The following is a 25,509-nucleotide window of genomic DNA, read 5'->3' on the forward strand; positions in this document are numbered from 1 at the left end:
CTCAGCCTCCGCTGACCGGCGGCAGCAGGCACAGGCGGCCGTCTGCAGGAATCGAAGCGCCGTCGCGCAGCAGGCTGTCTTCGCTGGCGAAGGCCGAGACGCGCAGCAGGTCCGGCTTGAAGCGCGGCCAGTGTTGTTCGCCGTAGGTCTGCACGGCGGCGCGCGCGTCCGCCACCTTCAAGCCGGCCTCGGGCAGGTCCAAGCGCAGCAGGCTGTCGGGCTCGAACTCACTGAAGCAGCCGAACAGGCGGATCTCGATCTTCATGCAAGGGTCTCCGTGGCAAGCTGCAGGCCCCAATGCTCCAGGCCATGCACATCGATGGGTGTGCCGGCGGGCAGGACTTCAGCCTCGGCCGGTAGTGCAGCCCAGGCATTGGCCTCGGCTAGCGGGCGCACCTTGAAGGACTCCTGTCCGCGCAGGAGCTCCACGCCAATGCGCCCGTCCTCCGCGATCCGTACGCAGGCCTTCTGGTACAGGGTGAAGCCAGACTTCTTGCGTGCGTCAGCAAGCAGCGGCAGCCGCCAGGGCCGCTCGGGCTTGAGACCCAGCAGGGCTCGCAAGGCCGCGCAGACGAAGAAACGGAAGCCCACGGCGCTGGAGGCTGGATTGCCAGGCAGGCCGAAGTAGAGCTGGCCACCCGGCAGGCGCGCGAACAGCAGAGGTTTGCCCGGGCGCATGCGCAGCTTGTGGAAGACGAGTTGCGCACCGAGTTCGCGAAGCACCTCGGGCACGAAGTCATAGCGCCCCATCGACACCGCGCCCGTGCTCAGGATCACCTGCGCTCCCGCATCGACGGCTTCGCCGATCGACTGTCGCAGCGGTGCCGCTTCATCAGGCAGCACGGCGTAGCGCAACAGCTCGGCACCGGCCGCAGCGATCGCTGCCGAGAGATACGGCCCATTGCTGTTGCGGATCTCGCCTGAGCCCAAGGGCGCGCCGGCCTCGACCAGCTCGCGGCCGGTGCAGAACAGGGCCAGCCGCGGCCGACGCACGATGTCGACGCGCGCACAGCCGATGCCAGCGAGCAGCAAGCGCTGCTGGGGGCCGATGCGGGTGCCGGCAGGCAGCGCACGCTCGCCGCAGCGGATGTCCTCACCGGCGCAGCGGATATGCTGCCCCGGCGGGACCTCGGCGGTGATCCCGATGCGCAGCGCGCGCCCCGCGGCGTCCTGATCCAGCACACGGATCTGCTCCACCGGAACCACGGCGTCGAGGCCATCGGGGATGCGCGCGCCGGTCATGATTTCGCAGGCAGCATCGCTGGCGCGTGCTGCATCACCGGCGGCCTGTTCGCCGCGCACCTCGAACACTTCACCAGCCTGCGCGGTCCGAAGCCCAAGCGGCAGCGCATAGCCGTCCATCGCGGTGTTGTCGAAGGGTGGCAGGTCCTCGGCGCAGATCACGTCGGCCGCCAGCACCTGGTCCGATGCGACGTCGACAGCGACGGACTCGGCGGGATTGCGCTGCAAACCCTGCAGGATCAGCGCGCGCGCAGCCTCGACCTCAAGCATGACTATGCCCTGCCCCACTCACCGGGTGCGGCTCACCGCGCAGCATCGCTCGTGCATGCGCCAGCAGCGGCCCGAGAATGGCCATGCCCTGGCTCACAGCCTTGGGGCTGCCCGGCAGCAGGATCACCAGACAGCCGCCAATCAGCCCCGCCTCGGCCCGCGACAGCCAGGCCAGTTCTGTGTGGTGGCGGCTTTCGCTGCGGAACAGCTCGCCGATGCCCGGCACGCTGCGATCGGCGACAGCACGCAAGGCTTCAGGGCTCAGGTCGCGCGGACCGAAGCCAGTACCGCCGGTGCACAGCACCAGCTCAAGTCCGGCGTCGGCCAGCGCGCGCAGGCGCGTCGACAGGGCTTCGATGCCATCAGGCAAGATCTCGACCACCTCGGGCGCGGCGCCCAGCGCCAGCAGGGCCTGCGTCAGCAGGGGGCCGGATCTGTCCTCGTACACGCCAGCAGCAGCCCGATCGCTGAGCGTCACCACTGCACAGCGTGCCCCGTCCATCCGCGCCGGCGACTGCGGCCGGTAGTGCGCGCGCTCCTCTTCGCTCAAACCTTCAGGACAGATCCACAGCCCCTTCTTGCCGCCCTCCTTGAAGAGCAGCTGGATGGACTGCAGCGACAGCGCCGGCTGCACCGGCTTGGTCAGGTCGTACAGGGTCAACAGCGCCGCATTGACGCCGGCCAGCGCCTCCATCTCGACGCCGGTGCGGGCTTCGCAGGCGACCTCGCAGTACACGCGGATGGCGCGGCGCACGGGCACCGCGATGCAGCGCACGTCGACGTACTCCAGCAGCAGTGGATGGCAGAGCGGCATCAGCTGGGCGGCCATCTTGGCACCCTGCAGGCCGGCGACCTCGGCCATCAGCAGGGCATCGCCCTTGGGCAGACGACGCTCGACGATGGCCTCGAAAGCATCGCCTGGATGGAGCTCACCGACCGCAACCGCGCGCCGACGGGTCGGGCGCTTGCGGCGGACATCGGCCATATGAAAGCCGGCCCCACCGGGACCAGTCTCGGGTGCATGCGACATGATTCAGCCTCCGATGGATGCGAGATGCGGGGTCAGGCCGGTCTGACCTTCGTGCAGGCCATGGCCCAAGGCCTTGAGCCCCAGCTGGCTGATGAGCGCAGCCTGCAGCTCGTCGGCCTGGTCATCGTCCTGCAGCAGCGGCCGCAGTGGGATACCGACGTTGCCGAACAGGCACAGCCGGAGATCGCCCGACGAGGTCACCCGCAGCCGGTTGCAGCCGGCGCAGAAGTCCCGCGAGTAGGGCGCGATGATGCCGATCCGGCCGCGGTAGTCGGGATGCGCGTATTCGCGCGCCGGGCCGGCGTCGGCGGCGCGCGGCAGCAGACTCCAGCCTTCGGTCTGCAGCGCGTCCTCCAGCGCCTCGGCACGGTAGTGATGGCGACGGAAGTACTCGAGGTTGTCGCCGGTCTGCATCAGCTCGATGAAGCGCAGGCTGATCGGTCGGTCGCGCAGGTAGTCGAGGAAGGCGGGCAGCTGATCGTCGTTCAGGCCGCGCAGCAGCACCGCATTGAGCTTGACTGCGGAGAGCCCCAGGGCCAATGCCCGATCGATCCCGTCGAGGATGTGCGGCAGGCGGTCATGTCCAGTGATCTCGGCGAACCGCGCGCGGTCCAGCGCATCCACGCTCACGTTGAGGTGACTGAGGCCCGCAGCGCGCCAGTCATCGATCCGCTGTGGCAGCAGCACTCCATTGGTGGTCAGCGCGATCTTCTCGACACCGGGGACGGCCGCTGCGACACCGATGATGTCCGTGAGGTCGCGGCGCAGGCTGGGCTCACCGCCGGTCAACCGCACCTTGCGCATACCCAGACGGGCGAAGCCGGTGAGCAGGCGATGGATCTCGTCCACGCCGAGATGGCGAGGCAGGTCCGGGCGCGCCTGGTAACCCTTGGGCAGGCAGTAGCTGCAGCGGAAGTTGCAGGCCTCGATGACCGAGAGCCGCAGATAGGGGAAACGCCGACCGTAGCGGTCGATCAGGGACGCCATGTGCCACTCCTTTCCAGATCGGGAAAGGCCAACCGTTTCCAGCCGACCCCGGTGGTCGCATAGACCACGGCCGGCCTCCATTGCCGGCACGCCGGCGGCAGGAGGTTCGGCTTTGGAGCGCCGCCCGAACCGCGGCGACCCAATCACCTTACGGAGACGACAGTCGCCCTGAATTGACCCGGGTCAAGCGCGGGGCAGACTGACCGACCAAGCCCTTTCTCACTCACGCGCGTGAAGCGCGCCGGGCCCTGACAGGCAGACGGTCTCAACTCGGGGATAGCGACGGTGCCGGAACGCATCCAGGCAGAAGGCGTCGCGCGACAAAACCACTGCAAAGGCCAAGACTGGAGACGAAACGACTTCACGCAGCCTGTCGAAAACGCTGCGTCTACTGGCGCAGGACCGGTTGCGCCAGCTGTTCGAGACGGACGAGATCGGTAATGACGAACTCGCGCCGATCGACCTCGACCAGGCCCTCGATCTCCAGCCTGCGAATCACCCGCGAGACCGTTTCAGCTGCCAGCCTCAGGTAGTTGGCCATGTCGGTGCGCGACATCGCAAGGTTGAAGCGAGTGGCTGAGAATCCGCGATCCCGATAGCGCCGCGACAGCGAAACGAGGAAGGCCGCCATACGCTCGTCGGCGCTGAAATCACCGGCGAGCAGGGCAGCCTTGTTGATGTCCTGGCTCAGGAGCCTGAACAGCTGGGCCTGCAGCCCCGGCATCCGCGTGGCCAACGTTGCCATCAGCGGAAAGGAAAAGCGGCAGAGGGTGACGGTATCGAGCGCCAGCGCGTTGCAGGGAAAGCGTGCGCTGTGGATGGCATTCAAGCCGATCACTTCCCCGGGCAGGAAGAAGCCGAGCACCTGCTCGCGCCCCGAGGCATCGACCGTAAAGGTCTTGACCGTGCCAGCCCTGACGGCGGCGATGGCATTGAACGGATCACCTTCGCGAAACAGATAGCTGCCCGCTTGGTAGGGGCCGATGTGCTCCACCAGACAGTGCAGCTCCAGCAGCGCCGACTTGTCATAGCCTTCGGCACGGCAGGCGCCTGCGAAAGCACAGGTGCTGCAGAAGCTGATCGCGTCGCCATCATCGGCGATCGGGTTTGCGCGCGGGCGGAAGGGGCTCAGGCTGCGATGAGGCATGGCGGGTGTCGCGAGGACTTGAGAAGCCGGTTCGGCGCCGAGCCGAATGCGGCGCCCAGGATGACACCGCACTCTACAGGGACGCTGAGCGCTCCGGCCATCGCTGGCGTTTCCCCATGCGCGCAAACGGCTCGGCAATCGCGCGAAGCGACAGGCGTCCGGCCTCGGACACCCGCAGCCTGCGGCCATCGAAACTCACCAGATCGCCGTCACAGAGAGGCGCCAAGGCTTCCAGTTCCGTCTGGAAGTAGACAGCGAAGTCAACCTCGTGCCGCGCTTCCAGCACGGCGGAATCGACCTCGCCCTTGCACAGCAGGTCATGAAGCAGATCGCTGCGCAGGCGGGCATCCGCGTCCATCCACAGCCCACGCCAGATCGGCAGCTCGCCCATATCCACGGCACTTTCCCATGCCGGCAGGTCCACCTGGTTCTGGAAGCAGGCATCGCCGATGCGACTTTGCGCACTGACTCCCAGCCCGATGAGGTCGGTTTCGGCATGCGGCGTGTAGCCCAGCGCATTGCGATGCAGCTGGCCGCTGCGACGGACCCGGGAAAGGTCGTCCTGGGGCAGGGCGAAGACATCCAGCCCGATCGGGTCGTAGCCTGCGGCCAACAGCGCCCGCACGGCCACCGCACGCTGCCCGATGCGCTCGCCGAGCGCCCGCACGGGCGGCCCTGAGGCCGCCGAGGCGAGGCGCATGCGCCCTCCGAATGGATGGAGGCTGATGCGATCGGGGCGTTGCTCCAACAGGAGTTCCAGCCACTTCAGCAAATCGGTATCGCTGCGTCCCGGCAGGCCGTACAGCGCATCGAAGCAGATCGAGCGGAAACCTGCCGTGCGCGCATCCTCGACCGCGGCGGCGAGCTCGGCCTGAACCAGCCGACGCTGCAGAAGCGCCTCTGTCGAGCCTTCGAAATCGAACACCGTGAACCGCGCGCGGTTGAAGCCGAGATCGGCGAAACCGGAGATTTCCTCGGCACAGTGCTCGCCCACCGGCAGCTCGATCATGAACTCGCGCTCCCGTCCGCGGCTCAGGAAGAAATGCCGTGAGGCCGCGTAGAGAAGCTCCCCCAGCGCCGCTGGATCGATTTTGCTGGGGCCACCCCCTCCGACCTTCAGCTGGATCACATCGCGATCGCGATCGAACAGTGGCGCCGCCAGTTCGCACTCGCGGGCCAGCCTATCGAAATACGCCCTGACCTTGCCGGAGTCGGCCCCCACCGTGAAGGTACCCGGGCAATGGAAGCAGGGCTGCTCAGCGAAGGGCACGTGCAGGTACAGCGAAAGCCTGCGCGGCACCGGGTCATCATTGGTTTCGCGAGCCGCGGCCCGGAGCTGGCGCTCGCCGACCTCCGGCGAAAAGCTCGCCGGGTCCGGAAAACCCTGGAAGCTGATATCGAGGCCGGAGAACCTGAGCAAAGGATCCATGGCAAGGGCGCGGGTCGTGGGCATGGGGGCAGTCTCGGCTCAAATGGAAGGCTAACGCGTTGATCCAAATCAGCCGAGGGCACAATGGGGCCGGCCATGCGGCTGCAGTAGGCGGATGGTTCTTTCACCGCTTTCAGATATTCGCTCGCGCACGGAGCGCGCGAATGCCCTCGGAGAAGCGCTTGAGCGTGGGCGTGCAGTCGCCGGGCGGCAGCAGCAGCTCGATCAGCTCGAAGCGGCCGCGGCGGCTGAAGGCGGTGTCCAACGCCGCCGCCAGCTCGGCGCGCGTGCGCACTCGATGGCCATGGCCGCCCAGGGTTTCGGCCAACTCGGCATAGCGCCAGTCGCCGAGATCGGCGCAGCGCGACTCCGGCTGGAAGGCGCGGATCATCTCCCAGCTCTGGTTGTTCAGCACGATGACAATCGGGTCGAGGCCGTAGCGGCGGCAGTTGCCGAGCTCCCAGCCGCTCATCTGGAAGGCGCCGTCACCGACCAGGATCAACGGCCGCTCGCCGCTGGTGGCCTGCATGCCGATGCCGGCCGGCACGCCGAAGCCCATCGAGGCGTAGTAGCCGGGCGCGACCAGCGGCGCCGGTTTCAGCTCCATCGCCGCGAACAGGCAGTCGCCGATGTCCGAGGCGATCGGCGGGGTGCCGTGGCGCTCGAAACAGGCGTTCAGCGCCGGCGCCAGATCGGCGGCGCGCAGGGCTCTGTCGTCGACCGCGAACGGAGCTTCAGCCCGCACCTGCGGCACGACGCGGTGCCAGAGGCGCTGCTGCGGGACACGCGCGAGCAGCGCATCGACCAGTGCCGCCAGCGGAATATCGTGATGGACGTGGTAGCCGACGCGCGCCTCGCGGTGGGCGGCGATCAGGGCGCGCCGGAAGTCGATGCGCTCGGCGCTGACGCCGAAATTGCTGTCGGAAAGGATCGCGCCGAGCATCACCGGCAGGCCGGAGTCGTCCAGCAGGCGGCTCACAGCGGGATCGCCGGCGATGCCGAGATAGGTGCCGTCGACGTCCAGCCCCGCCCGGCTCAGCAGGCCGCGGCCCATGAAGGTGGTCAGCACCGGCAGCTGCAGACGCCTTGCCAGCTCGGCGACCTTGGCCTCCAGATGGAAGCGCCGCACCTCGACATCGACCACCAGCACCGGCGCACGCGCGGATTCGATCTTCGCCAGCCATTCCTGCGCGCATTCGTCGACCGCGGCCTGCTCGAACGCGCTGGGCGGCAGCATCGGCACCGCCGCCATCGGGCGGTCCGCCATGTCGCGCGGAACCTCGATCAGGACCGGCTGCGAGAACTCGCGGCAGCTGCGCAGCACGCGCGCGATCTGCTCCGGCGCGCTGGCCGCATCGCTGAGGCGAACGCGATCACAGGTGATTTCCTCATAGATCCGCCACTGCGAATCCAGATGCCGCACCTGGTGGTGCAGCACCAGCCCCGCACGGCCTTCCAGCTCGCCCGGACAGCCGGCCAGCACCACCAGCGGCGAGCGCTCGGCGTAGGCGCCGGCAACCGCATTGACCACGTTCAAGGCACCGGCACCGTAGGTCACCGCGATGACGCCGAGGCCGAGGTTCATGCGCGCCGCGGCATCGGCGGCGAAGCCCAGCGAGGGCTCGTGGCTCAGCGCGTACAGGGGCAGGATGCCGCTGGCCTCGATGTGCCGGAACAGCGGCAGGATGAAGTCACCGGGGATCCCGAAGATCTCGCGGGCGCCATGGCGCTTCAGGGCGTGCAGCAGTTCGAGGGAAAGAGACATGTCGGGGTGATGCCGGGCTGCGATAGAGCCCGGATCGTCGGCCCATGCGCGGCAAACCGCCCTGACTCAGATCAGTTCATGCGGGAGCGAAGCGCATTGCCCTGGACTGCCCAGACGCCTCGCTCTCCACGCTCAAGGCCGCGAGCATCTGCATCAACTGCTCGGCCTCCTGCTGCATTTCTCCTGCGGCTGCAGCGGACTCTTCCGCGAGGCCGGCGTTCTGCTGCGTCAGCCCATCAAGATCCAAAATCGCATGATTGACCTGCTCGATACCGCTGGCCTGTTCGCGCGCCGCGCCGGCGATTTCAACCACGGCCTGCTGCAATGCTGAAAGTGCCGCCTGCACACGCCCCAGATCGGCGGCTGTTGCATCGACCCGCCGCGCGCCGCTGCGGGTGTCCGCCCGCGCGGCATCCACCAACCCGCGAATCTGGGCCGCGCCCTCGCGCGCTCTGCCCGCCAGACCCCGAACCTCCGTGGCCACCACCGCGAAGCCCCGCCCCTGTTCACCGGCACGCGCGGCCTCGACAGCAGCATTCAGCGCCAGCAGGTTGGTCTGGAAGGCGATACCTTCGATCAACTCGACGGCAGCCGCGATCGCGTCCGAGGAACTCAGGCTGCGCTGCATGGCGTCGCGAACCTGGCCCATGGACTGGGCACAGTCGGCCGTCAGCGCCTGCACCGCGTCTGCCTGATGCCGTACTTGCTCCGCCTGTTCATCGGCCTGGCGAACGCTGGAGGCCAACTCCTCCATCGCGGCCGCGGTTTCCTCCAGCGACGCCGCTTGCTGCTGCGAGCGTCCATTGAGCTGATCGCTGCCCTCGCTCATCCGTCCGCTGCCTTGCGCTACAGTCAAAGCAGTTTCCTGGGCTCGACGAACCAGGTTGGACAGGCTCTCAACAGCCTGATTGAAGTCAACCCTGAGCGCTTCGAACTGCCCCTGCAGGGGCTCGCGTATCGGCGAATCCAGTCGACCATCCGCCAGAGCTTCCGCCGCGGCCGAAATTCGGCGTACGGCCTCTGCCAGCGCAAGACTGGCACGGTCGACATCGGACTCGATAGCGCCGAAAGCGCCCTCACTGCGTCGCTCAACGCGGCCACCAAAGCGCCCTTGAGCCAGATCTGAAAGCAGCGCTCCCACTGTGTGTAGGCTGTCATCAAGCGTAGAAAGCGTCGCGTTGACTTGGGATCGCAGCTCTCCACTCACACGCTCCGAGAGCCGCACCTTGAGGTCGCCTGCGGCCAAGCCCTGCATGACCCCGGCGAGTTCTCGCATGTTGAAGTCGAGCGCTTGAACGGCTTCATTGGTTCGGCGCTTCAGGAGATCGAGATCACCACTCAGGCTGTCGGTGATCCGTCGCCCCATGTCCCCCTCGGCGACGCCATTCATTACATCGTTGACTGCCGCCAGCGACCGCTCGACCTGATTCAAACTGAGGTCCGCCAGCCGGCACAGGTCGGAGAGCTCGTCGCCGCGATCGGGAAGATCGACACGCGTATGGAAGTCCCCACGGACAGCAACGCCTTGCAGCACCTGCCCGACAGCGGAGATCCCCTTCAAGAGACGAGCCTGCAAGCGCCAGACAAGCGCGGTGGCGAGTGCAAGAGCCGCTGCGATGGCAGACCCCGAAAACAAAGCAAGCAGAAAGCTCTGGCGCTCCCGCTGGCGAGCTTCCTTCTGCCACGCGTCCGCGTCCTCGCTCAGCAACGAGCCCAAGCGGTCCATCCATGCGGTGTAGCCGCTGAACGCTGGTGCACGCAGTTCGGGCGCCGCAGCATGTCCCGCCGCCTGTCGAAACTCCTGCGTCGACTGCAGACCAGTGTCCATCAACGCATCGAAGCCGCTGCGCGCCAGCCGATCGAGAGCAGCGCGCGCGGTAATTCGGGCCGCATCGCGCACAGCCGACCTGGCGTCTAGCTGCGCAGCCGCACTCGGCCCTTCCGCGAGAACTTGCTGGAGCGTGCCGCGCTCGAGGGCGATGGCCTCCAGAAGACGCGCCTTGTCGAGCAGACGCAGGGCCGAGCGCTGATCCGACGCCTCCTGAAAAGCAAGCGCTTCAGTGGTGATTTGCTCAAGTACGGCGTCCACCAGTCGAGTGTAGGCGGCAAGGAGCTCGCTCCCCTGAAGCACGCCGGCATCGACTTGAGCTCTCAGGCCCATCACATCCTGGGTCGTGCGACACGACGATCGCCGGCATGACTCGTCCAAAGCCTCCCGGGCGGCACGCATTGCATCCAGGCCCGGCTCGTCTTTGGCGGTCGCGTACCCTGCACTCCGTCCGCGCTCTCTCTGCAGGGCCTGAAGAGTATCGAGGCTCGATGCCCACTGATTGACGGTCTCAGCGGCCCGTCCAGCGTCGACGTAAGACGACCACAAGCGACGCGCGCTGTCGCCGCTCAGCACCACCAGCAGCAGCATGATTGGCATACCGGCCACGAGCAACTGGGTCAAAAGCTTGGGCCTCCACCGCGTTTGCCGCCGCCAGAGTGAACCAAGAACAGAACGACGGGGCAGGATATGGCCGCCTTCCACCCTCGCATCGCCGCGAGCTACCTGGCCGAACTGCGCCTCGATCTGTCGCAGGTTGATGCCGGCAGGGACGGCCCGTCGCACCGACACGTAGCCCACGAGTCGATCGCCTTCAAACTTGGGCGACACATTGGCTTCGACCCAGTAGGCATCCCCATTCTTGCAGCGGTTCTTGACCAGGCCACGCCAGCAGCGGCCGGCCTTGAGCTGCTTCCACATGTCGTCGAACACCGCTTCCGGCATGTCGGGATGGCGGACGATGTTGTGGGCCTGACCGATCAACTCGGCCCTTTCGAAGCCCGAGTAGTGGACGAAGTCGTCGTTGACTTCGAGGATCCGACCCTTGGGATCCGTGGTGGAAGAGAGAATGGCATCCCGCGCGATCTCGACCACGCGATCCGTAATGGGCAGGTTGCGACGCATGGCTGGCGATCCGCTGGAAAGTCGCTGCAGAGACTCCGCGCGGCCCGGAAGGCCCACGCTGATGCGGATCAAGTCGGCGACATCGGCCACGTAGGGGCATTCCCCACAGCCGTCGAGACCTGCCGAGCAAACGGGGCCGCTGCTAGTCTTCGCATCCGCTTCCTGATTCGGCACGCATGGACACTGCGTTCGTCGCACCTCTGCCGCGGCCGGGTCTGGCCGGACTGCACCCCGGCAACTTCGCCCTGGTGATGGCTACAGGTATCCTCAGCCTGGGCTTTGGGCTGTTGGGGCATGCGTCCCTCGCAAACGCACTGTTCGCGATCGGACTGGCCGCCTGGATGATCCTGGTCTGCCTGAGCGCGGCACGCGCGATCCGCCACTTCGGAGCCGTTCGCGACGATCTGCTGAACCCGAAAATGGTCTTCGGCTTCTTCACCCTCGTGGCGGCCACCAGTCTCGTCGGGCAGATGCTGCTGGCGCGTGGCGAGGTTGAACTGGCGATGGCCTGCTGGGGCCTCGCCTTTGGCGCCTGGTGCCTGCTGCTGTATCTGGCCTTCAGCGTGCTCACCTTCCTGAGCCACGAGAACAACGTCAACATCATGCACGGCGGTTGGCTGATCGCCATCGTCGGTACCCAGTCGCTGGTACTGCTGGGCACCGCGCTGGTGCCGCACCTGGGTGCCTACGCCACTTACATGCAGGTCGAGGTGCACATGCTGTGGGGCCTGGGCCTGATGTTCTACGGCATCTTCGTCACCCTGTTCTGCTACCGCATCTTCTTCCTTGCGCTCAAGCCGGACGATGTCGGCCCGCTGCTGTGGGTGGTGATGGGCGCTGCCGCCATCAGCGCCAATGCCGGCACCCAGCTGATCGCCATTGATCCCGTCCTGCCTTTCCTCAAGGCGCAGCGGCCCTTCATCGACGGCGTCACCCTGATGCTGTGGGCCTGGGCCACCTGGTGGATTCCGCTGCTGTTCCTGTTCGGGCTGTGGAAGCACGGCGTCAACCGTCGACCGCTGCGCTACGAGCCGGTGCTGTGGAGCTTCGTGTTTCCCTTGGGCATGTATGCGGTAGCCAGCGCGCGTCTCGGTCTGGCCGCGGAGTTCCCGCCGCTGGAATGGATATCGAGATTGATGATCTGGGTAGCGCTCGCGGCCTGGTTGCTCGCGCTGCTGGGGCTGGGGCAGCGCCTGCTGAGGCTCGGCAGCGGACACAGGACGGCATAGGCGCGGCGCACGCGATTCGCGGGCAGCCAGGCACAGCGATCTCCTCCGGTCACCAGAGCCGCGGCGCAGTCCGTGCGCAGGTCACGCCGTGCAGCTCACTGCGGCCCGGCGCACCCCCAACCGCGATCACTGCGACGTCGTGCGAGATCGAAGCCAATCCGGACCAGCCACAAGAAATAAGCAAAGGACCACAGCAGGCCAGCGCTCCACCACAGCGGCAACAGGGGCCACCCGAAACTGCCGGCCAAAGCCCGCAACCCGGCCGCCAGCAGCAACAGCAAGGCCGCCCACGGCAGCCAGCGGCGTTCATCAAGGACGAACCCCGCGTGGGTGCGACCGGCAATGCACAGCACGGCGAACACGGCGAGCCCCAGCGCGCCCAGCGCATGCAGATGCAGGCCGGCGCTAGGCGCGATCGGCGCTCCAAGACGCGCAGCGCCCTCCATAAGGTAGCCAAGGCCCAGCAGCCAGGGCAGGCCGTACAGCATCGCCACCCAGCGCCGCAGCAGCACCCGTGTATGCGGCCAGTCGCTGAGCAGGCCCAGGCAGGCCGCGCCCGCGCCGAGCGCCAGCCAGCCTGCAGCCATCGGCAGCTCTGCCAGTACCGCCGCTGCGTGCAACGCGATCAATAGCGCCGCTATCTGTCGCCGCGGGGGGCGGGCGAGGTAGTCGGGCTCGGCGCCGGCCTCCTCCAGATGGCGGTTGACCACGCGCATGGAGATCCGCGCCAGCGTCAGCACGATCAACAGCAGCATGAGATGCAGCAGCAGCCGCAGGCCCTGCAGCGGATCGGCGAACAGCAGACCGCCCAGGGCCAGGTCGAGGCTGAACGCAGCGCCAGCGATCAACAGCGCCGCAAGAGCGGCCCACAGATCGCGCTGGCGTCGCGTGGGATCGCGCCAGATGGGGGGCGTGATGAGCGCCAGCAGCCACAGGCACAGCGTGCCCTGCAGCAATGCCAGCGGCCATGCGCCCAGCCCCGGCAGCAGCAGCACCGCCAGTCGCGCCAGCAGCCACAGCGCGAACAGGAATACGGTCTGCCGACGACCGAAGTCGGCACTCGCAGTGAATTCCGGCACCGCGGTCAGGACGAAGCCCAGCACCGAGGCGAGCCCGAAGCCGAGCAGCAGCTCATGGGCATGCCAAGCCACCGCGCCACCGGGAAAGACAGGCATCGGCAGCGCACCCGCCAGCATCGCCAGCCACGCCGGCAGCAGAAGCAACGCCGAAATCGCGGTGGCGAGGAAGAATGGACGGAAGCCGCACTGCCAGAGCGGCCAGCGGAGCAGCTGCAGGAGGGCGGCGCGAACGGGGCAAGGCAAAGCGCGGGAGCTCAACATTCGCTGCGCTCCGGACCGGGAGCAGCGAAGCGCTGCAGGCGGAAGGACCCGGCCCATTCGCCACCCTTGCGGGCGTCGCCACCGATCTGTGCGTGTGCACAGGAAGACGCGGCGGCCGCGTGCGCGGGCAGTCCGAAGGCGGCACGAAACGCAGGCTCGGCCAGCAGGGCCGCCTCCAGCGCCAGTACCTCGGCCTCGCTGCGCGCGGCGGCCGGAGCCTGCGGCTGGAATTGCAGCTGCAGGTAGCCGGGCTGCCCGCCGAGCACCAGCAGACGATCCGCAAGACGCAAAGCCTCGCGCGGGCTGTGAGTGATCATCAGCAAGCCACAACGCAGGTTCGCGCACTCCGCCAGCAGCAGGTGCTCCAGTTCGTGGCGCAGGCCGATATCGAGGGCGGCAAAGGGTTCGTCCAACAGCAGCAGCTCGGGCTGCACCACCAGCGCACGCGCCAGGGCCACGCGACTCTGCATGCCGCCCGAGTGGGCGGCGGGGTACAGCTTCAGGTCGGCCTGCGACAAGCCCAGCCGGAGGCCCATCTCGAGTGCCGCTGCCGCCCGCGCGGCGCGGCTCAGACCCTGGGCCTGCAGTCCGAGCGCGATGTTGTCCAGAGCACTGCGCCAGGGCAGCAGACGCGGCTGCTGGAACATGGCGCCAAGGCGCTGCCAGCACCGCTCGATGCGGCCCTCGTTGGTTTCGAGCAGGCCCGCCACTGCCTGCAGCAGCGTCGATTTGCCGCAGCCCGACGGCCCCAGCACGGCGATCGACTCGCCCGCCGACAGCGTGAAATCAAGCGGCCACAGCGCCCGGCGCGCGCCGTAGCGATGACCGAATCCGCGGACATCGAGAAGACTCATCGCGCCGCCTCGCGCCAGCGTTCGAACTCACGCTTGATTGGCTCCAGCACGGCGTACTCCAGCAGCAGCAGGGCAAGCAGCACGCACAGCACCCAGGCCAGCGCTGCTTCGGTGTCGAGTTGGGAGCGAGCGTTCGCCAGTGCTGCGCCGATGCCGTCGCTGCTGGCCAGGAGCTCGGCCATCACCGCCACCTTCCAGCTGGTACCCAGCGCGGTGATCGCCGCCGGAAACAGCCAGGACAGCAGATGCGGCAGACCGACTTCGCGCACCCGCAGGTGCCAGGGCAGTCCGAAAGCACGGGCCATGTCGGACAGGGGCGCGTCGAGCGTGCGCACACCCTGCAGGGCGGCGCCGAACACCACCGGCAGGGCCGCTGCAGCCACGGTGAAGACCGGTGTGCCATCGCCGCTGCCCAGCCACAGCAGGGCCAGCACCAGCCAGGCGATCGGTGGCATGCCCAGCAGCACGGTCACCAGCGGCCGCGCGAGCAGGGCGCCCGCTGGGCTGAGGCCCGCGATCACGCCCAGCGCACTGCCAACACCCAGGGCACAGGCGAAACCCAGCAGCGCCCGTCGTGCGGTGGCAAAGAATTCCGGCCTCAGCGCTCCGCTGGCCGCCAGCTCGAACAGGCGCGCGAAGGCCTGCAGTGGCGCGGGCAGCAGCAAGGGGCCAAGTGCTTCGGCTGCCAACTGCCAGGCGGCCAGCAGCAGCACCAGACCCGCGGCGGCGCTCCAGCCGCTCCACAGCCAGTCGATCCAGGCTCTCAGCAGTCGCAGGGTCATGCTCAGGCCGCGTAGAAGCGGGCGTCGGGCAGGCGCCCACCCAGCAGGCCGGGCTGCTGCGCCAGCAAACGGCGGAAGAAGGCCTCCAGCTCGGGGCGCGCCTCGGCAGCGGGCATCGCCTGCAGCCGGCTGTGGGGCAACGACTCGGCGACCGCTGCGGCGTCCAGGCGCTTGCTGAGTTCGGCGATCAGGGCACCACAGTCCTCGGGGGCCGCCAGGCACTCGTCTAGCGCGCGCGCGTGCGCCTCCGCAAAGGCGGCGCACAGCGCGCTGTCCCCGGCGGCAGCGCCAAGCGCGGCGATGCCGGCCTGGGGCAGGCGCGCGGGACCGAGCCCAGCATCCGCCCAGGCCTGCTGCAGGTCCAATGCACGGTGCAGCTCGGGAGCGATCAGCGAGAGCGCGCCGCTTCGGCTGCGCGCCAGCGCCATCGAGGCCACCGGCTCGGACAGCAGCGCGTGATCCAGGCGCCGTGTCAGCAGCATCTGCACCGCGTCGAGTGGTGAGGCCAGATAGCTCAGGCGCAGGTCGCGACGCGGATCCAGCCCTTGCGCCTGCGCCAGCTGGCTCAGCACGATCTCGGGCATGTCGCCGCGGAAGGGCAGGCCAAGCTCCGCCTCACCGAGCTCAGAGAGGCGCGTGATCCGCGGCTGTCGCGAGACCAGGTACAGCAGGCCCCAGGCACTGATGCACTGCAGGCGCAGGGTCACCCCGCGGTTGTACAGGTTGGCGGCGACGTTGCTCGGCAGGGCGACGAAGTCCGCACGGCCTTCGAGCGCAATCAGCCGCAGCTCGTCTGGGCTGCGCCAGGCGACGAACTCGATGCGCTCGGCCAAGGCCGCGAAGCCGGGCCGCGCCGACATCCAGGCCAAGGGATAGGACACCGATGCCCAGGGCCCGGCCAGACGCAGCAGGGGGCGTCGGCCGGCGGCGCGCAGGTGCGGCGTCAACATCAGCCCGCCCAGCGCGGTCGAGCTGGCCATCAGGAAGCGGCGGCGATCCATGGCATGCACTCCGGTGAGGGGATCAGAAGCGGGCCAGCCAGCTGAGCTGCAGGCTGCGCCCCGGCGCGGGCGGTTCGGCGCCGCTCAGGCCTTCGGTGAGGTGTTCGTGGTACTCGCGATCGGCGAGGTTGCGCAGCAGCAGGCGCAGTCGATGCGGTCCGCGCTGCCAGGACAGGCCGGCATCGGCCGTGGCAAAACCGGCCGTCGGGTTCTCGGTGCCTCGCGAGAACTGCCGCGCTACGCGCTCCTGCGCACGCACCGCACGCAGCAGCAGCTCGCCGTCGAGACGACCGCCGAACAGCGTCCCCAGACGCCCGTCCCAGCCGACACTCAGCTCGTCGGCCGGCATCTGGAACAGCGGCTCGTCGAGGTCGCGGTTCTCGCCCCGCAGCATGCTGGCTTCCAGACTCAACCAATGACCGGGCTGGAGCTGACGGCGCAGGCTGAGCTCGACGCCTTCGATGCGCACCTGCCCCAGGTTCACCGTCTGCTTGCAGGCATTGGCCTGGGCCGGCGGACAGCCGTTGCTGCCGGGTGCGCCCGAGACATCGACCCCGGTGATGTAGTCGCTGATGCGATTGCGGTACAGCGCCAGCCGGTACTCGGTGCCGACGTGTTCGCCCTTGGCACCGAGCTCGATCTGGGTCGAGAACTCGGGCCGGATCTGCGGGTTGCCAAGATAGTAGTAGCCGTCGGTGCGCGGCGAGGCCTCGAAGCGCTCGCGCATCTCGCCGGCGCGGAAGCCGCGCGACAGGCTCGCATAGGGGTGCAGTGCCGGATGCAGCGGCAGCACCGCGCCCACGCTGCCCGAGAATGCGCTGTCGGCGCGCGCCAGCGACTGCCCCGGAGCGGCGCCGGCGACGGCCGCGGCGCGGCCTTCGACCCGGTCCCAGCGCAGACCCGTCAACAAATGCAGGCGCTCGCCCTGCCAGTCGTCCTGTACGAACAGGCCGCTCGACTCGATGCGGCCGTCAACGAAGGGCGGATTCGGCTGCAGGGCGAAGCTGGGCGGCGCGGCGATCAGCCGCTGCGGGCTTGCTTCCATCTGCCAGTGCTGCAGGCCGAGCAGCAGGCGATGTTCAGGGTTGAGCCAACGGTCGAAGCGCAGGTCGCCGCCCCAGGTATCGAAGCTGACCCGAGTCTGGCTGAGGTCGCGCGGCGCCGCGGCGGCCAAGGGGCCATTGATACGGCCGAAGATCTGCCGCTGCATGTCCTGCTGGTACAGGCGCAGGTCCCAGTTCCAGCCATCGTCTGCAGCCGCGCTGGCGCTCAAACCGAACTCGGCCAGTCGGCGCTCCTGCTCGGGCGAGTAGACCGTGGTGCTGGCGACCTGCGGGTGCGGATGCGGTTTGGTCGAGCCGGGATAGGCCACGTTGACATCGCGCTGCGCCTGCAGCGAGAAGCGCGTCTCCAGCGCTTCGGCAAAGCGCTGGCGGAACTGGCCGATCAAGGCCTGGCTGCGGTAGCCGGTATCGGCGACGCGGCCGCGCGGCGCGCGGTAGTCGTCCTGATCGAGCGCGGCGCCACCAAACAGCAATGCCGTGTCGTCGTCGTTCCAGCGGACAAGGCCGGAGCCGCCCCAACCGCGTGCCGCGCTGTCGGCCTGGACGCCGAACTCAAGTTCGGGCGCTTCAACAAAGCCTGCCTGCGGACTCAGCACATTGACCACGCCGCCCAGCGCACCGCTGCCGTACAGCACCGAAGCCGGGCCCTTGATGACCTCCACCCGCTCGGCCAGGCCCAGACCGAGGAACGAGGCGATCGCTCCAGCCGGCTGCGCGGAGTTCAAACGCATGCCGTCGGAGAGCAGCACGATGCTCTCCTTCTTGAGGCCACGCAGCACCGGGTTCTGCCCCTGCGCACTGTCGGCGTTGACGGCGAGCCCAGCGCGCCCGCGCAGAAGTTCGCCCAGATTCCGGTGGCCGTTGCCAGCGATCGCCTCCCGCCCCGCCACCACCACCGCCACCGGCGTGCCGAGGTCAGCATCGGCATAACCCTTGGCGCTGACCACGATGGTGTCGAGGCAGCGAGCCTCGCTGGCATCGCAGCGGCCGATGTCGGCCCCCGCCCAGGTCATGGGCGAAACACTGAGACCGAGCGGCAGCAGCACAGAAAGGGCACGCGCCAGCGGGTGCAGGAGGTGTTTCGGGGCACAAGGATGCGTTGACATGGCAGGCTCGGAGCAGGCCTCAAGGGGCGATGTCCCACCTTCCTCTAATGCGACGCATTCGCAAATGACACAGATCAAGCAGACTGCTGGTGCTCGCGATGACAGCCAGTCGCGAGGGACCTGCAGCCATCAGTCCTCGCCGCCCAACTCCTTGAGTGCGCGCAAGGTCTCGGCGCCATAGATCATCGAAGGGCCGGCACCCATGTAGATCGCAAGACCGATCGTTTCGACGATCTCCTCCTTGCTGGCGCCGGCGGCCAGCGCGGCCTTGACGTGGAAGCCGATACAGCCATCGCAGCGCACTGCGATGGCAATGGCGATCGCCAGCAGCTCTTTGGTGCGGGTGTCGAGCGCGCCGGGCTCGAGTGCGGCACGGGCAAGACCGGAGAAGGCCTGCATGGCCTTGGGCGCCTCTGCGCGCAGCGCGCTGATCTGGCGGTTGAGATCGGCCAACAGTTCAGGGAAGGACTCGCTCATGTTTTCTTCTGCCTCGGCTCAAGGGAACCGGCGACAGCCTGGCACTCGCTGGCGAGCGAGGCGCTGACATTGGTCAAGGCAGCGCTCCGGCATCGAGTGCCCCGCAGCTGATCCAGATCAGGGCGCGACTTCAGGCCAGCGCAGCAGCATGCGGCCTCCCTCGCCGGAAGCCCGCCCATGCTGCTCGTCTGCCCTGCCGGCAACCTGTCCGGTCTCACCGCCGCGGTCGACGCCGGCGCCGATGCCGTCTATCTGGGCTTTCGCGACCAGACCAATGCGCGCGCGTTCCCGGGCCTGAACTTCAGCGAGGAAGACCTGCGCGCTGGCGTCGCCTATGCGCACGGGCGTGGCCGCAAGGTCTACATCGCGCTCAACACCTACCCCAGCGCCGCAGGCATGGGCCACTGGCAGGCGGCAGTCGATCGCGCGGCCGAGCTGGGCGCTGACGCCATCATCGCCGCCGATGCCGGCCTGCTCGACTACGCCACGCGCGCCCATCCGAAGCTGGATCGACACCTGTCGGTGCAGGGCTCGGCGACCACCCAGGCGGCACTGCGCTGGTACCACGAACACTTCGGCATCCGCCGCGCGGTACTGCCGCGGGTGCTGTCGGTGCAGCAGGTCGAGCGCGTCTGCGAGCGCTCGCCGGTGCCGCTGGAGGTGTTCGCCTTCGGCAGCCTCTGCATCATGGTCGAGGGCCGCTGCCAGCTCTCCAGCTATGTCACGGGACAGTCGCCCAATCGCCACGGCGTGTGCTCGCCGGCCAGCTTCGTGCGCTGGCAGGACCACGCCGACGGCCGCCGCAGCGTGCGCCTCAACCAGGTGCTGCTCGACGAGTACGCAGAGGGCGAGGCCGCGGGCTATCCGACGGTCTGCAAGGGCCGCTTCGAAGTCGGCGGCGAGGTCTTCCATGCGCTGGAGGAGCCGACCAGCCTCAATACACTGTCGCTGTTGCCGCGGCTGGCGCAGGCCGGCGTGGTGGCGCTGAAGATCGAGGGCCGCCAGCGCGGTCGCGCCTATGTCTCGGCAGTGACCCGGGTCTGGCGCGAGGCCATCGATCGGCTGCGCGTCGATCCTGCAGGCTGGCAGCAGAAGTCCGAATGGGACACCGCCCTGGCGGCCCATGCCGAAGGCCAGCAGACCACGCTCGGCCCCTACCACCGCAGCTGGCACTGACCGACATGCGACTGAGCCTTGGCCCTCCGCAGTACTTCTGGCCGCGCAGCAAGGTGCTGGCCTTCTACGAAGCCAGCCTGGACTGGCCACTGGACGTGGTCTATCTGGGTGAAACCGTGTGCAGCAAGCGCCGCGAACTGCGTCCACGCGACTGGCTCGCGCTCGCGGAAGTGCAGCAGGCGGCCGGCCGCGAGGTCGTCCTTTCATCCCTCGCGCTGATCGAGGCCGAGTCCGAACTGGGCGCGCTGGAATACCTGGCCGCGCAGGGGCACTTCCGGATCGAGGCCAACGACATGTCGGCGGTGCAGATCTGCCGCAAGCGCGATCTGCCCTTCGTCGGTGGGCCCAGCCTCAATGTCTACAACCTCGACAGCCTGCGGCTGCTGCAGAACGACGGATTGTTCAGACTCGTGCTCAATGTCGAGTTCAATCGCGCGCTGCTGGCCGAGCTGCGCGCTGCCGCCGCAGAGCAGGCGCATGCCCTGCCCGAGCTGGAGATGCACGCCTGGGGCCGGCTGCCGCTGTCGTGGTCGGCGCGCTGCTTCACTGCGCGCGCGCTCGATCTTGCCAAGGACCAGTGCGGCTTCCGCTGCATCGACTATCCCGATGGGCTGCCGCTGGACACCCGCGAAGGCCAGCCCTTCCTGACCCTCAATGGCGTGCAGGTGCAGGGCGCGGAGATCTGCGATCTGCTGCCGGAGCGGGCCGAACTCGAAGCCAGCGGGATCGGGCTGTTGCGCTTGTCGCCGCAGGCCCAGGACATGGGCGCGGTCGTGCACCGCTTCCGGCTGCATCTTTCCGACCGCGGCAGCGTTGCGAGCCGATCGGCCGGCTGCACCGCCGGCTACTGGCACGGCGAGCCCGGCATGCGGGCACTGGGCTGAACGCCATGGGGCCAGCCAGTGTTGGACCGCGACTGGCGTCCACGCGCATGACGGCCAGTCGAGGGTCCTGCCCTCGTGCCCGGCCCTGCGCGAGCTGTCGACTGGATTGCTTGAGGTCCCTGCGATCGAGGGGGTTTCATGGACGGCATCCTCAGCCGTCCCTTGGCCCGGTTCCTTGTGGGGCCGGGCCGATTTTTTTGCCGAGCTGGAGCCGAGGGAGAGCAGCCGTGGACATCAACAAGCGGAGCCACGAACACATGAACGACGCGCTGGAGCTTATTGACACCGCACACAGCGCACTCTTGCGGCTGCAGATGCTTGAGCCCTCGTCAGCCTGCGCGAGCGCACTGTGTGTCCTGTCCGACGAGCGTGATCGCCTGCAGCGCGCCGTGGCGGCCGCTCCGCCCGTCATGTCCGCCTGCGTCGTGCGAGGTGCGCCGCTGTTCGACGTGTGATACCCGGCGGCGTACGGATCGCCCCCTGAAGATCGCGCGTCAGGCGCCAGCCTCGACGCATTGTTCAGGTACGAACTGCAGGCACGGGTGACACCTGTGCCTGCCGCCACGCGCGCCTCGCACTTTCCGCGAGCTTCGCCGCGCGGTTCATCGCAATCCGCAGCGGCAGGGGGATCTGGCTCCAGTCGAGCTGATCGAGCAGATTGCGCGCCAGCAGGCCCAACTCGGTGTCGCCGCTCACGCTCAGTCGGCGCTGGAAGAACAGGGTGTCGGCGTCCTCCAGTCGACTCGCCAGCAGCAGCAGGTCGGTCAGGCTGCCGCGCACCCGCGCTTCGATCGCGTCGTTCGCGCAAAGGGGGTCTATGCGGAGACTGGCGGCCCGGACGCGCACCACGAAACCCAGTTCGAGATCGCTGAGTTCGATCGCCAATACCCGTCCGTCCAATGCGGCGAGATCACCGCGCGCCAGAACAGGAGCCAGGACCTGCGTTGCAGCGCGCTGAAAGGCCTGCGCCAGCGTCGAGGGGGGCAGCCAGCGCAGCAGGGGCGCCCAGGTCCGTGGGGGAGGAAGAAGGCGCAGCAGGGACTGCGGGGCGGGCGCGGACATGCGTGGCGTGCTCGACGGCTGGCGCAGGGTCGCCAGAGTGCGCCCGGGGTCAAGTCCGATGCCCTGATCCAGATCAGCCGCGGGGATATTTTGGCGACGACAGGCGTCTTCGATCAGCAGCTGGATCATCCGCTCGACCGTCGTCGGTGCCAGGCCGAGATGACGCCCGAGCCGATGCGCGCGCTGCTGTACCGCGCGCTCACGCGCGGGATCTCGCAAAGGCAGCTCGCGCAGTTGCTTGACCCGCCCGACCTGCGTCGCGAGGCTGCCGCGAACCGCGGTGAGCACCACCAAAGCATCGTCGACTGCATCCAGGCCAAGACGCAGCGCGGACAACGACAGCACCCTCGGCTCAGTCATCTTCTGATGCTCGTGCCTCGTCTAGGGGGCTTACGACGCACTGCTGCAGTCGGGCCACGGCAGGCTGAACCGCTTCGTCGAAAACGCGCTCGGCTTCCGCTGGATCAAAGTCGGCATGCTTGCGCTTCTTCACGCCATAGTCGGACAGCGTGAGGTGCAAGTCGGGCCGGACCCCGGCCTGCGCCAGGCACGCCGACACGCAGTGCAGCAGGCAGCCGTCGAGAGCGAGGATCCGGCGACCGCTGCGCGCGGTCTTGACCAGCCCCTCTACCCCACCACCCACCCCGGCGATGCAGGACATCTCCGCCGCACCGCAGCGATCGAGACGCAGCGCCAGATGATTTGCCATCTGCGCCGCGCTGGAACAGCCGGAGCAGCTGTATACGAGTGGAGGTTTGGGCGTGTGCATGGGTCAGCTCCGGTGGTCGACTCTTTCAGGCGCATCAGCGCACCGCCAGTTCAGCCGGAGCGCGCAAAGGCCCTGGCTCGCAGGAAGCCTGCCATCGCCATGGCGATGCCAAGCAGGTGCACCGCTCCGAACAGGGCGGCTCCAAACGTGCGCAGCGACTCCACGGGCCCAAAGCCCAGCCCGAGCAGCAGAAGGGCCAAGCTCGCGAGCCCGAATGCCAGCCATTTGCAGCGATCGCTCTGCAGCTGGTGCACGCCCGGCAGACGGCGTCCGCGGCCGATGTGTCGCTGCAGAGCAGACCAGGCCAGGAAAGCGAGAATCTCGATGGCCATCGCGAAGACCAGTAGCGCTAGCCCGGCAAGCCCCCAGATGAGAAGTCCCAGCGGCGGCTCCGTTTGGATCAGGCTGACCGCTGCCGGAATCAGCACGATGGTTGCCAGACAGAAGAAGGCCCGCAGCGGCAGATTGCGACGCCAAGGCGAATGAAGGAGATGCCAGAGATACAGCGCAGCCGTCAGCACCACCGGCAGTGCCAGCGCAGCCGAAGCCAGCGGCAGGTTCGAAGTGCGCAGCGCAATTGCCAGCAGCAAGCAGCAGAGGTTCACCGCCAGCAGGCGCGGCAGGGCGTGCGGTGACCAGCGCGCCAAGCCCTGCAGCATCGGCACGGCAAGGCTGCAGACGCATAGCAGCACGCCAAACACCCAAACCCACAGACCGAGCATTGCGTGTAGATCGACCAGCAGCAGGCGCGCCCCCCCGATGAAGCCGGCGCGTGCAGCGAGCAGCCAGAGGCCCAGGCCGAGGGTCAGCACAAGCCCAAGCAGGCTCACTCGCAGCCCGGAGCGCAGGGCGGGCGGCTGCACGGTGGCGACCGCGCCCCACAGGCCCAGGACGGCTGTCGACAGGCCGGGACCCAACAAGGCCGCGGCGGGCCAGACCGGCGACACGCCGTGAAAATGCAGCAGCAACAGGCCGGTCCCGAGGTTGAGCGCGGCTCCGACGGCTAGGCCCCAGGTCCTGCCCACGCGTCCGCCTCCCGCTGCCGCAGGCAGGAACTGCAGCAGACCACCGACCAGGGCATTGCCGAGCAGGCCCAGCGTGAAGGCGTGGGTCAGCGCCAGCAGGGCCGGCGACCAGCGCGTGGAGAGTGCGCCGGGGTCGGTCACTGCCAGGGCGAAGCCGGCCCCTGCGCCCCAGCCCAGGGCCGCGAAAAGGAAGGCTGCAGGCAGGGCTGGCGGCGGCGCCTGCGCCGGCGCGAGTCGACTCACGCGGCCGCAGGCACATGGATCGCGATCCAGGCCGAACCGTCCGGCTCGACGCGCCCCTCGACCGCGTAGCCCTCCGACCGCAAGCGGTCGATCAGGGGAGCCGGCCAGCACGGGGTGTGCGCTGTCAACCGCCCTCGCGGAAGCGGCCCTGCCAGCGCCTCCAGAACCCGCTGCATGGGCAGTGGCGGCGGCAGATCTCGCAGGTCGAGGTGGAGGGTATGCATGCTGGCATTGGGCCGGCACGCTTCATCAGGCGTCGCTGATCTGGATCAAGCTGGGCGAAACCGAGCCGCCTGTGTAGTCTTCTGGCTTCTGCCCCCAAGGCCTTGCAAACCATGGCTCAGAACGTCCACACAGACTGCAACTCGCTGCTGCTGCGCCAGCTTTCTCCCCTCGCAGGCGGCGCTCAACTCTGGAACACGCCCGCCAGCGAAGCCCTGAGGGAAGCCCACGGCCGACATCGCTTTCTTGAGGCAGGACAGGCTTTGTTCCACGTCGCCACACCGCTGGTGAATCTGTTCCTCGTGGCCAGCGGCTCGCTGAAGTCAGTGGCCTCGGACGAGGACGGTAACGACCAGGTCATGGTCTTCCACTTCCCCGGCGAGATCCTGGGCATGGACGCGCTCGGTCACGACATCCACCGCGTGACCGCCATCGCTCTGGAGGACACCGAGATCTGCGAGATCAACTCGCAGCGTTTGCGAACCGGAGCCCGCAGCACGCTTCCGGCAAGCCAAGGGTTCTTTCGTGTGCTGGGCAGAAGCATGGGACGCGACCAAGATCACCTGGAGCTGCTGGGCCGCAGACAGGCCCTCGAGCGCCTGAGCGTGTTCCTGCACCTGCTCGCCGAACGGCGGCAGCGGCTCGGCCTGCCGCACGAGCACTTCCGACTGTCGATGAGCCGCCAGGACATCGCCAGCTATCTGGGCCTGGTCATCGAAACCGTCAGCCGCTGCTTCACCGTGCTTCAGGAGGAAGGGGTCATCCACGTGAATGGCCGCGATCTTCATATCCTGCAGCCTGCGCGGCTTGGCCTCGCGCCGGCGAAGTGCGGCTTGCCGGATTTGGACCGAAGACGTCGCTGAGCACAGGTTGACCGGCGGCACCCGCGCACGATCTCGAGCGGCTGCTGCTCACCATTCGGTGACTGGAGGATCAACCCGGCCGGGACCACCGTGTAAACCGCAAGAACACGAAGAAGATGGGCTGGCTGCTCAGGGGCGGTTCGCGGGGGTTTGATCGCACGATTCTCATAGTCATGCCGAACCTTCCTCGACTCGAGTCCATGGCCGGCGACCCTCTTCAGAAGGATCCACTGAAGGCGGGGCATCGAGTCACCGCATAAGCGGTTGAGCACGAGCTGCAGCGGCAGTTTGGGCTCACACTGAGCGAAGTCCACCGATGCCCTGCGAGCGGCGGCGTGAACGATCGCCGCTTCTGGACGTGGACGTTGTGGGAGACCCTTGCGCTACGCTCGGCGGTGCACGGTGAGTCGTTCACACAGGCGACTACTCCTTCTGTGTGTGGCTCAGCACAGTACGAAACGCCCAATGTCAGCAAAGGGCCCAACTCTCCGACTGACAAGCCTATGCCGGATCGGCATGCCACGGCGCCTCTGCCAATCCTTTGGGTGGCGAAGACCTACGCTGCCGCAAACCCGATCGAGCTCGTCTC

Annotated in this window: 22 protein-coding genes and 1 riboswitch; of the genes, 5 read left to right on the plus strand and 17 right to left on the minus strand. The window is 68.0% G+C overall.

The window, feature by feature from the left end:
• Position 1: 1 nt before the first annotated feature.
• From Q0654_RS01870 to Q0654_RS01905, 8 genes are all read right to left on the minus strand, one after another.
• Entirely contained in the window at positions 2-265 is a 264-nt protein-coding gene (locus tag Q0654_RS01870; protein WP_298849908.1) for a thiamine biosynthesis protein ThiS, read from the minus strand.
• Entirely contained in the window at positions 262-1,512 is a 1,251-nt protein-coding gene (gene glp / locus Q0654_RS01875; protein WP_298849909.1) for a gephyrin-like molybdotransferase Glp, read from the minus strand. The genes Q0654_RS01870 and glp overlap by 4 nt, the downstream gene beginning before the upstream one ends.
• Entirely contained in the window at positions 1,505-2,542 is a 1,038-nt protein-coding gene (gene moaCB / locus Q0654_RS01880; protein WP_298849910.1) for a bifunctional molybdenum cofactor biosynthesis protein MoaC/MoaB, read from the minus strand. Before moaCB ends, glp begins: the two co-directional genes overlap by 8 nt.
• A 3-nt stretch (positions 2,543-2,545) precedes the next feature.
• Positions 2,546-3,529 carry a GTP 3',8-cyclase MoaA gene (gene moaA, locus Q0654_RS01885; protein ID WP_298849911.1) on the minus strand — a complete coding sequence of 328 codons (984 nt, stop codon included), beginning with the start codon at positions 3,527-3,529 and terminating at the stop codon, positions 2,546-2,548.
• A riboswitch (molybdenum cofactor riboswitch) is annotated at positions 3,520-3,659 on the minus strand. Its footprint overlaps the gene before it by 10 nt.
• 258 nt (positions 3,660-3,917) lie before the next feature.
• A complete protein-coding gene (locus Q0654_RS01890) occupies positions 3,918-4,676 on the minus strand; it encodes a helix-turn-helix domain-containing protein (protein WP_298849913.1) in 759 nt (252 codons plus the stop codon).
• Between the two features lie 73 nt (positions 4,677-4,749).
• On the minus strand, positions 4,750-6,129 hold the full coding sequence (locus tag Q0654_RS01895; protein ID WP_298849914.1) for a coproporphyrinogen III oxidase: 1,380 nt from the start codon (positions 6,127-6,129) through the stop codon (positions 4,750-4,752).
• A gap of 109 nt (positions 6,130-6,238) precedes the next feature.
• Entirely contained in the window at positions 6,239-7,870 is a 1,632-nt protein-coding gene (ipdC, locus tag Q0654_RS01900; protein WP_298849916.1) for an indolepyruvate/phenylpyruvate decarboxylase, read from the minus strand.
• Positions 7,871-7,946: 76 nt separating this feature from the next.
• Complete coding sequence (locus Q0654_RS01905) at positions 7,947-10,823, minus strand: methyl-accepting chemotaxis protein (protein ID WP_298849918.1); 2,877 nt, start codon at positions 10,821-10,823, stop codon at positions 7,947-7,949.
• 176 nt (positions 10,824-10,999) lie between these two features.
• On the opposite strand from Q0654_RS01905, the gene Q0654_RS01910 reads away from it, so the two are divergent.
• On the plus strand, positions 11,000-12,052 hold the full coding sequence (locus tag Q0654_RS01910) for a tellurite resistance/C4-dicarboxylate transporter family protein (RefSeq protein ID WP_298849920.1): 1,053 nt from the start codon (positions 11,000-11,002) through the stop codon (positions 12,050-12,052).
• A 95-nt stretch (positions 12,053-12,147) separates the two neighbouring features.
• On the opposite strand, the gene Q0654_RS01915 is transcribed toward Q0654_RS01910, so the two are convergent.
• The 6 genes from Q0654_RS01915 to Q0654_RS01940 all read right to left on the minus strand — a co-directional run bounded on the left by Q0654_RS01915 (position 12,148) and on the right by Q0654_RS01940 (position 18,676).
• Complete coding sequence (locus tag Q0654_RS01915; protein ID WP_298849922.1) at positions 12,148-13,392, minus strand: NnrS family protein; 1,245 nt, start codon at positions 13,390-13,392, stop codon at positions 12,148-12,150.
• Complete coding sequence (locus tag Q0654_RS01920) at positions 13,386-14,246, minus strand: ATP-binding cassette domain-containing protein (protein ID WP_298849924.1); 861 nt, start codon at positions 14,244-14,246, stop codon at positions 13,386-13,388. Before Q0654_RS01920 ends, Q0654_RS01915 begins: the two co-directional genes overlap by 7 nt.
• Positions 14,243-15,028, minus strand: a complete 786-nt coding sequence (locus Q0654_RS01925) for an ABC transporter permease subunit (protein ID WP_298849926.1) — start codon at positions 15,026-15,028, stop codon at positions 14,243-14,245. The genes Q0654_RS01920 and Q0654_RS01925 overlap by 4 nt, the downstream gene beginning before the upstream one ends.
• Positions 15,029-15,030: 2 nt before the next feature.
• Positions 15,031-16,029: a hypothetical protein gene (locus Q0654_RS01930; RefSeq protein ID WP_298849928.1), complete on the minus strand. Its 999-nt coding sequence runs from the start codon at positions 16,027-16,029 to the stop codon at positions 15,031-15,033.
• 22 nt (positions 16,030-16,051) lie between these two features.
• Positions 16,052-18,199, minus strand: a complete 2,148-nt coding sequence (locus Q0654_RS01935; protein WP_298849929.1) for a TonB-dependent receptor — start codon at positions 18,197-18,199, stop codon at positions 16,052-16,054.
• A gap of 129 nt (positions 18,200-18,328) precedes the next feature.
• On the minus strand, positions 18,329-18,676 hold the full coding sequence (locus Q0654_RS01940) for a carboxymuconolactone decarboxylase family protein (protein WP_298849931.1): 348 nt from the start codon (positions 18,674-18,676) through the stop codon (positions 18,329-18,331).
• 177 nt (positions 18,677-18,853) lie between these two features.
• Here Q0654_RS01940 and Q0654_RS01945 point away from each other — a divergent pair, with 177 nt between their 5' ends.
• The 3 genes from Q0654_RS01945 to Q0654_RS01955 all read left to right on the plus strand — a co-directional run bounded on the left by Q0654_RS01945 (position 18,854) and on the right by Q0654_RS01955 (position 21,191).
• Positions 18,854-19,852 (plus strand): peptidase U32 family protein, encoded by a 999-nt coding sequence (locus Q0654_RS01945; protein WP_298849933.1) that lies wholly within the window; start codon positions 18,854-18,856, stop codon positions 19,850-19,852.
• A 5-nt stretch (positions 19,853-19,857) separates the two neighbouring features.
• Complete coding sequence (locus tag Q0654_RS01950) at positions 19,858-20,736, plus strand: U32 family peptidase (protein WP_298849934.1); 879 nt, start codon at positions 19,858-19,860, stop codon at positions 20,734-20,736.
• 227 nt (positions 20,737-20,963) lie between these two features.
• Positions 20,964-21,191, plus strand: coding sequence for a hypothetical protein (locus tag Q0654_RS01955; RefSeq protein ID WP_298849935.1), 228 nt, complete (start codon positions 20,964-20,966; stop codon positions 21,189-21,191).
• 64 nt (positions 21,192-21,255) lie between these two features.
• On the opposite strand, the gene Q0654_RS01960 is transcribed toward Q0654_RS01955, so the two are convergent.
• The 3 genes from Q0654_RS01960 to Q0654_RS01970 are packed head-to-tail and all read right to left on the minus strand — an operon-like array spanning position 21,256 to position 23,835.
• The gene (locus tag Q0654_RS01960) at positions 21,256-22,158 is read right to left on the minus strand and encodes a chorismate mutase (protein ID WP_298849938.1); all 903 of its coding nucleotides are present in this window, start codon (positions 22,156-22,158) and stop codon (positions 21,256-21,258) included.
• Entirely contained in the window at positions 22,151-22,567 is a 417-nt protein-coding gene (locus Q0654_RS01965; protein WP_298849940.1) for a putative zinc-binding protein, read from the minus strand. The genes Q0654_RS01960 and Q0654_RS01965 overlap by 8 nt, the downstream gene beginning before the upstream one ends.
• Positions 22,568-22,617: 50 nt before the next feature.
• Positions 22,618-23,835 carry a hypothetical protein gene (locus Q0654_RS01970; RefSeq protein WP_298849942.1) on the minus strand — a complete coding sequence of 406 codons (1,218 nt, stop codon included), beginning with the start codon at positions 23,833-23,835 and terminating at the stop codon, positions 22,618-22,620.
• Positions 23,836-24,170: 335 nt separating this feature from the next.
• Between Q0654_RS01970 and Q0654_RS01975 the strand changes: the two genes are divergently transcribed.
• The gene (locus Q0654_RS01975; protein WP_298849944.1) at positions 24,171-24,920 is read left to right on the plus strand and encodes a helix-turn-helix domain-containing protein; all 750 of its coding nucleotides are present in this window, start codon (positions 24,171-24,173) and stop codon (positions 24,918-24,920) included.
• Positions 24,921-25,509 lie beyond the last annotated feature (589 nt).

It is taken from the genome of uncultured Aquimonas sp. (assembly GCF_937888285.1).
GTDB lineage: Bacteria > Pseudomonadota > Gammaproteobacteria > Xanthomonadales > Xanthomonadaceae > Aquimonas.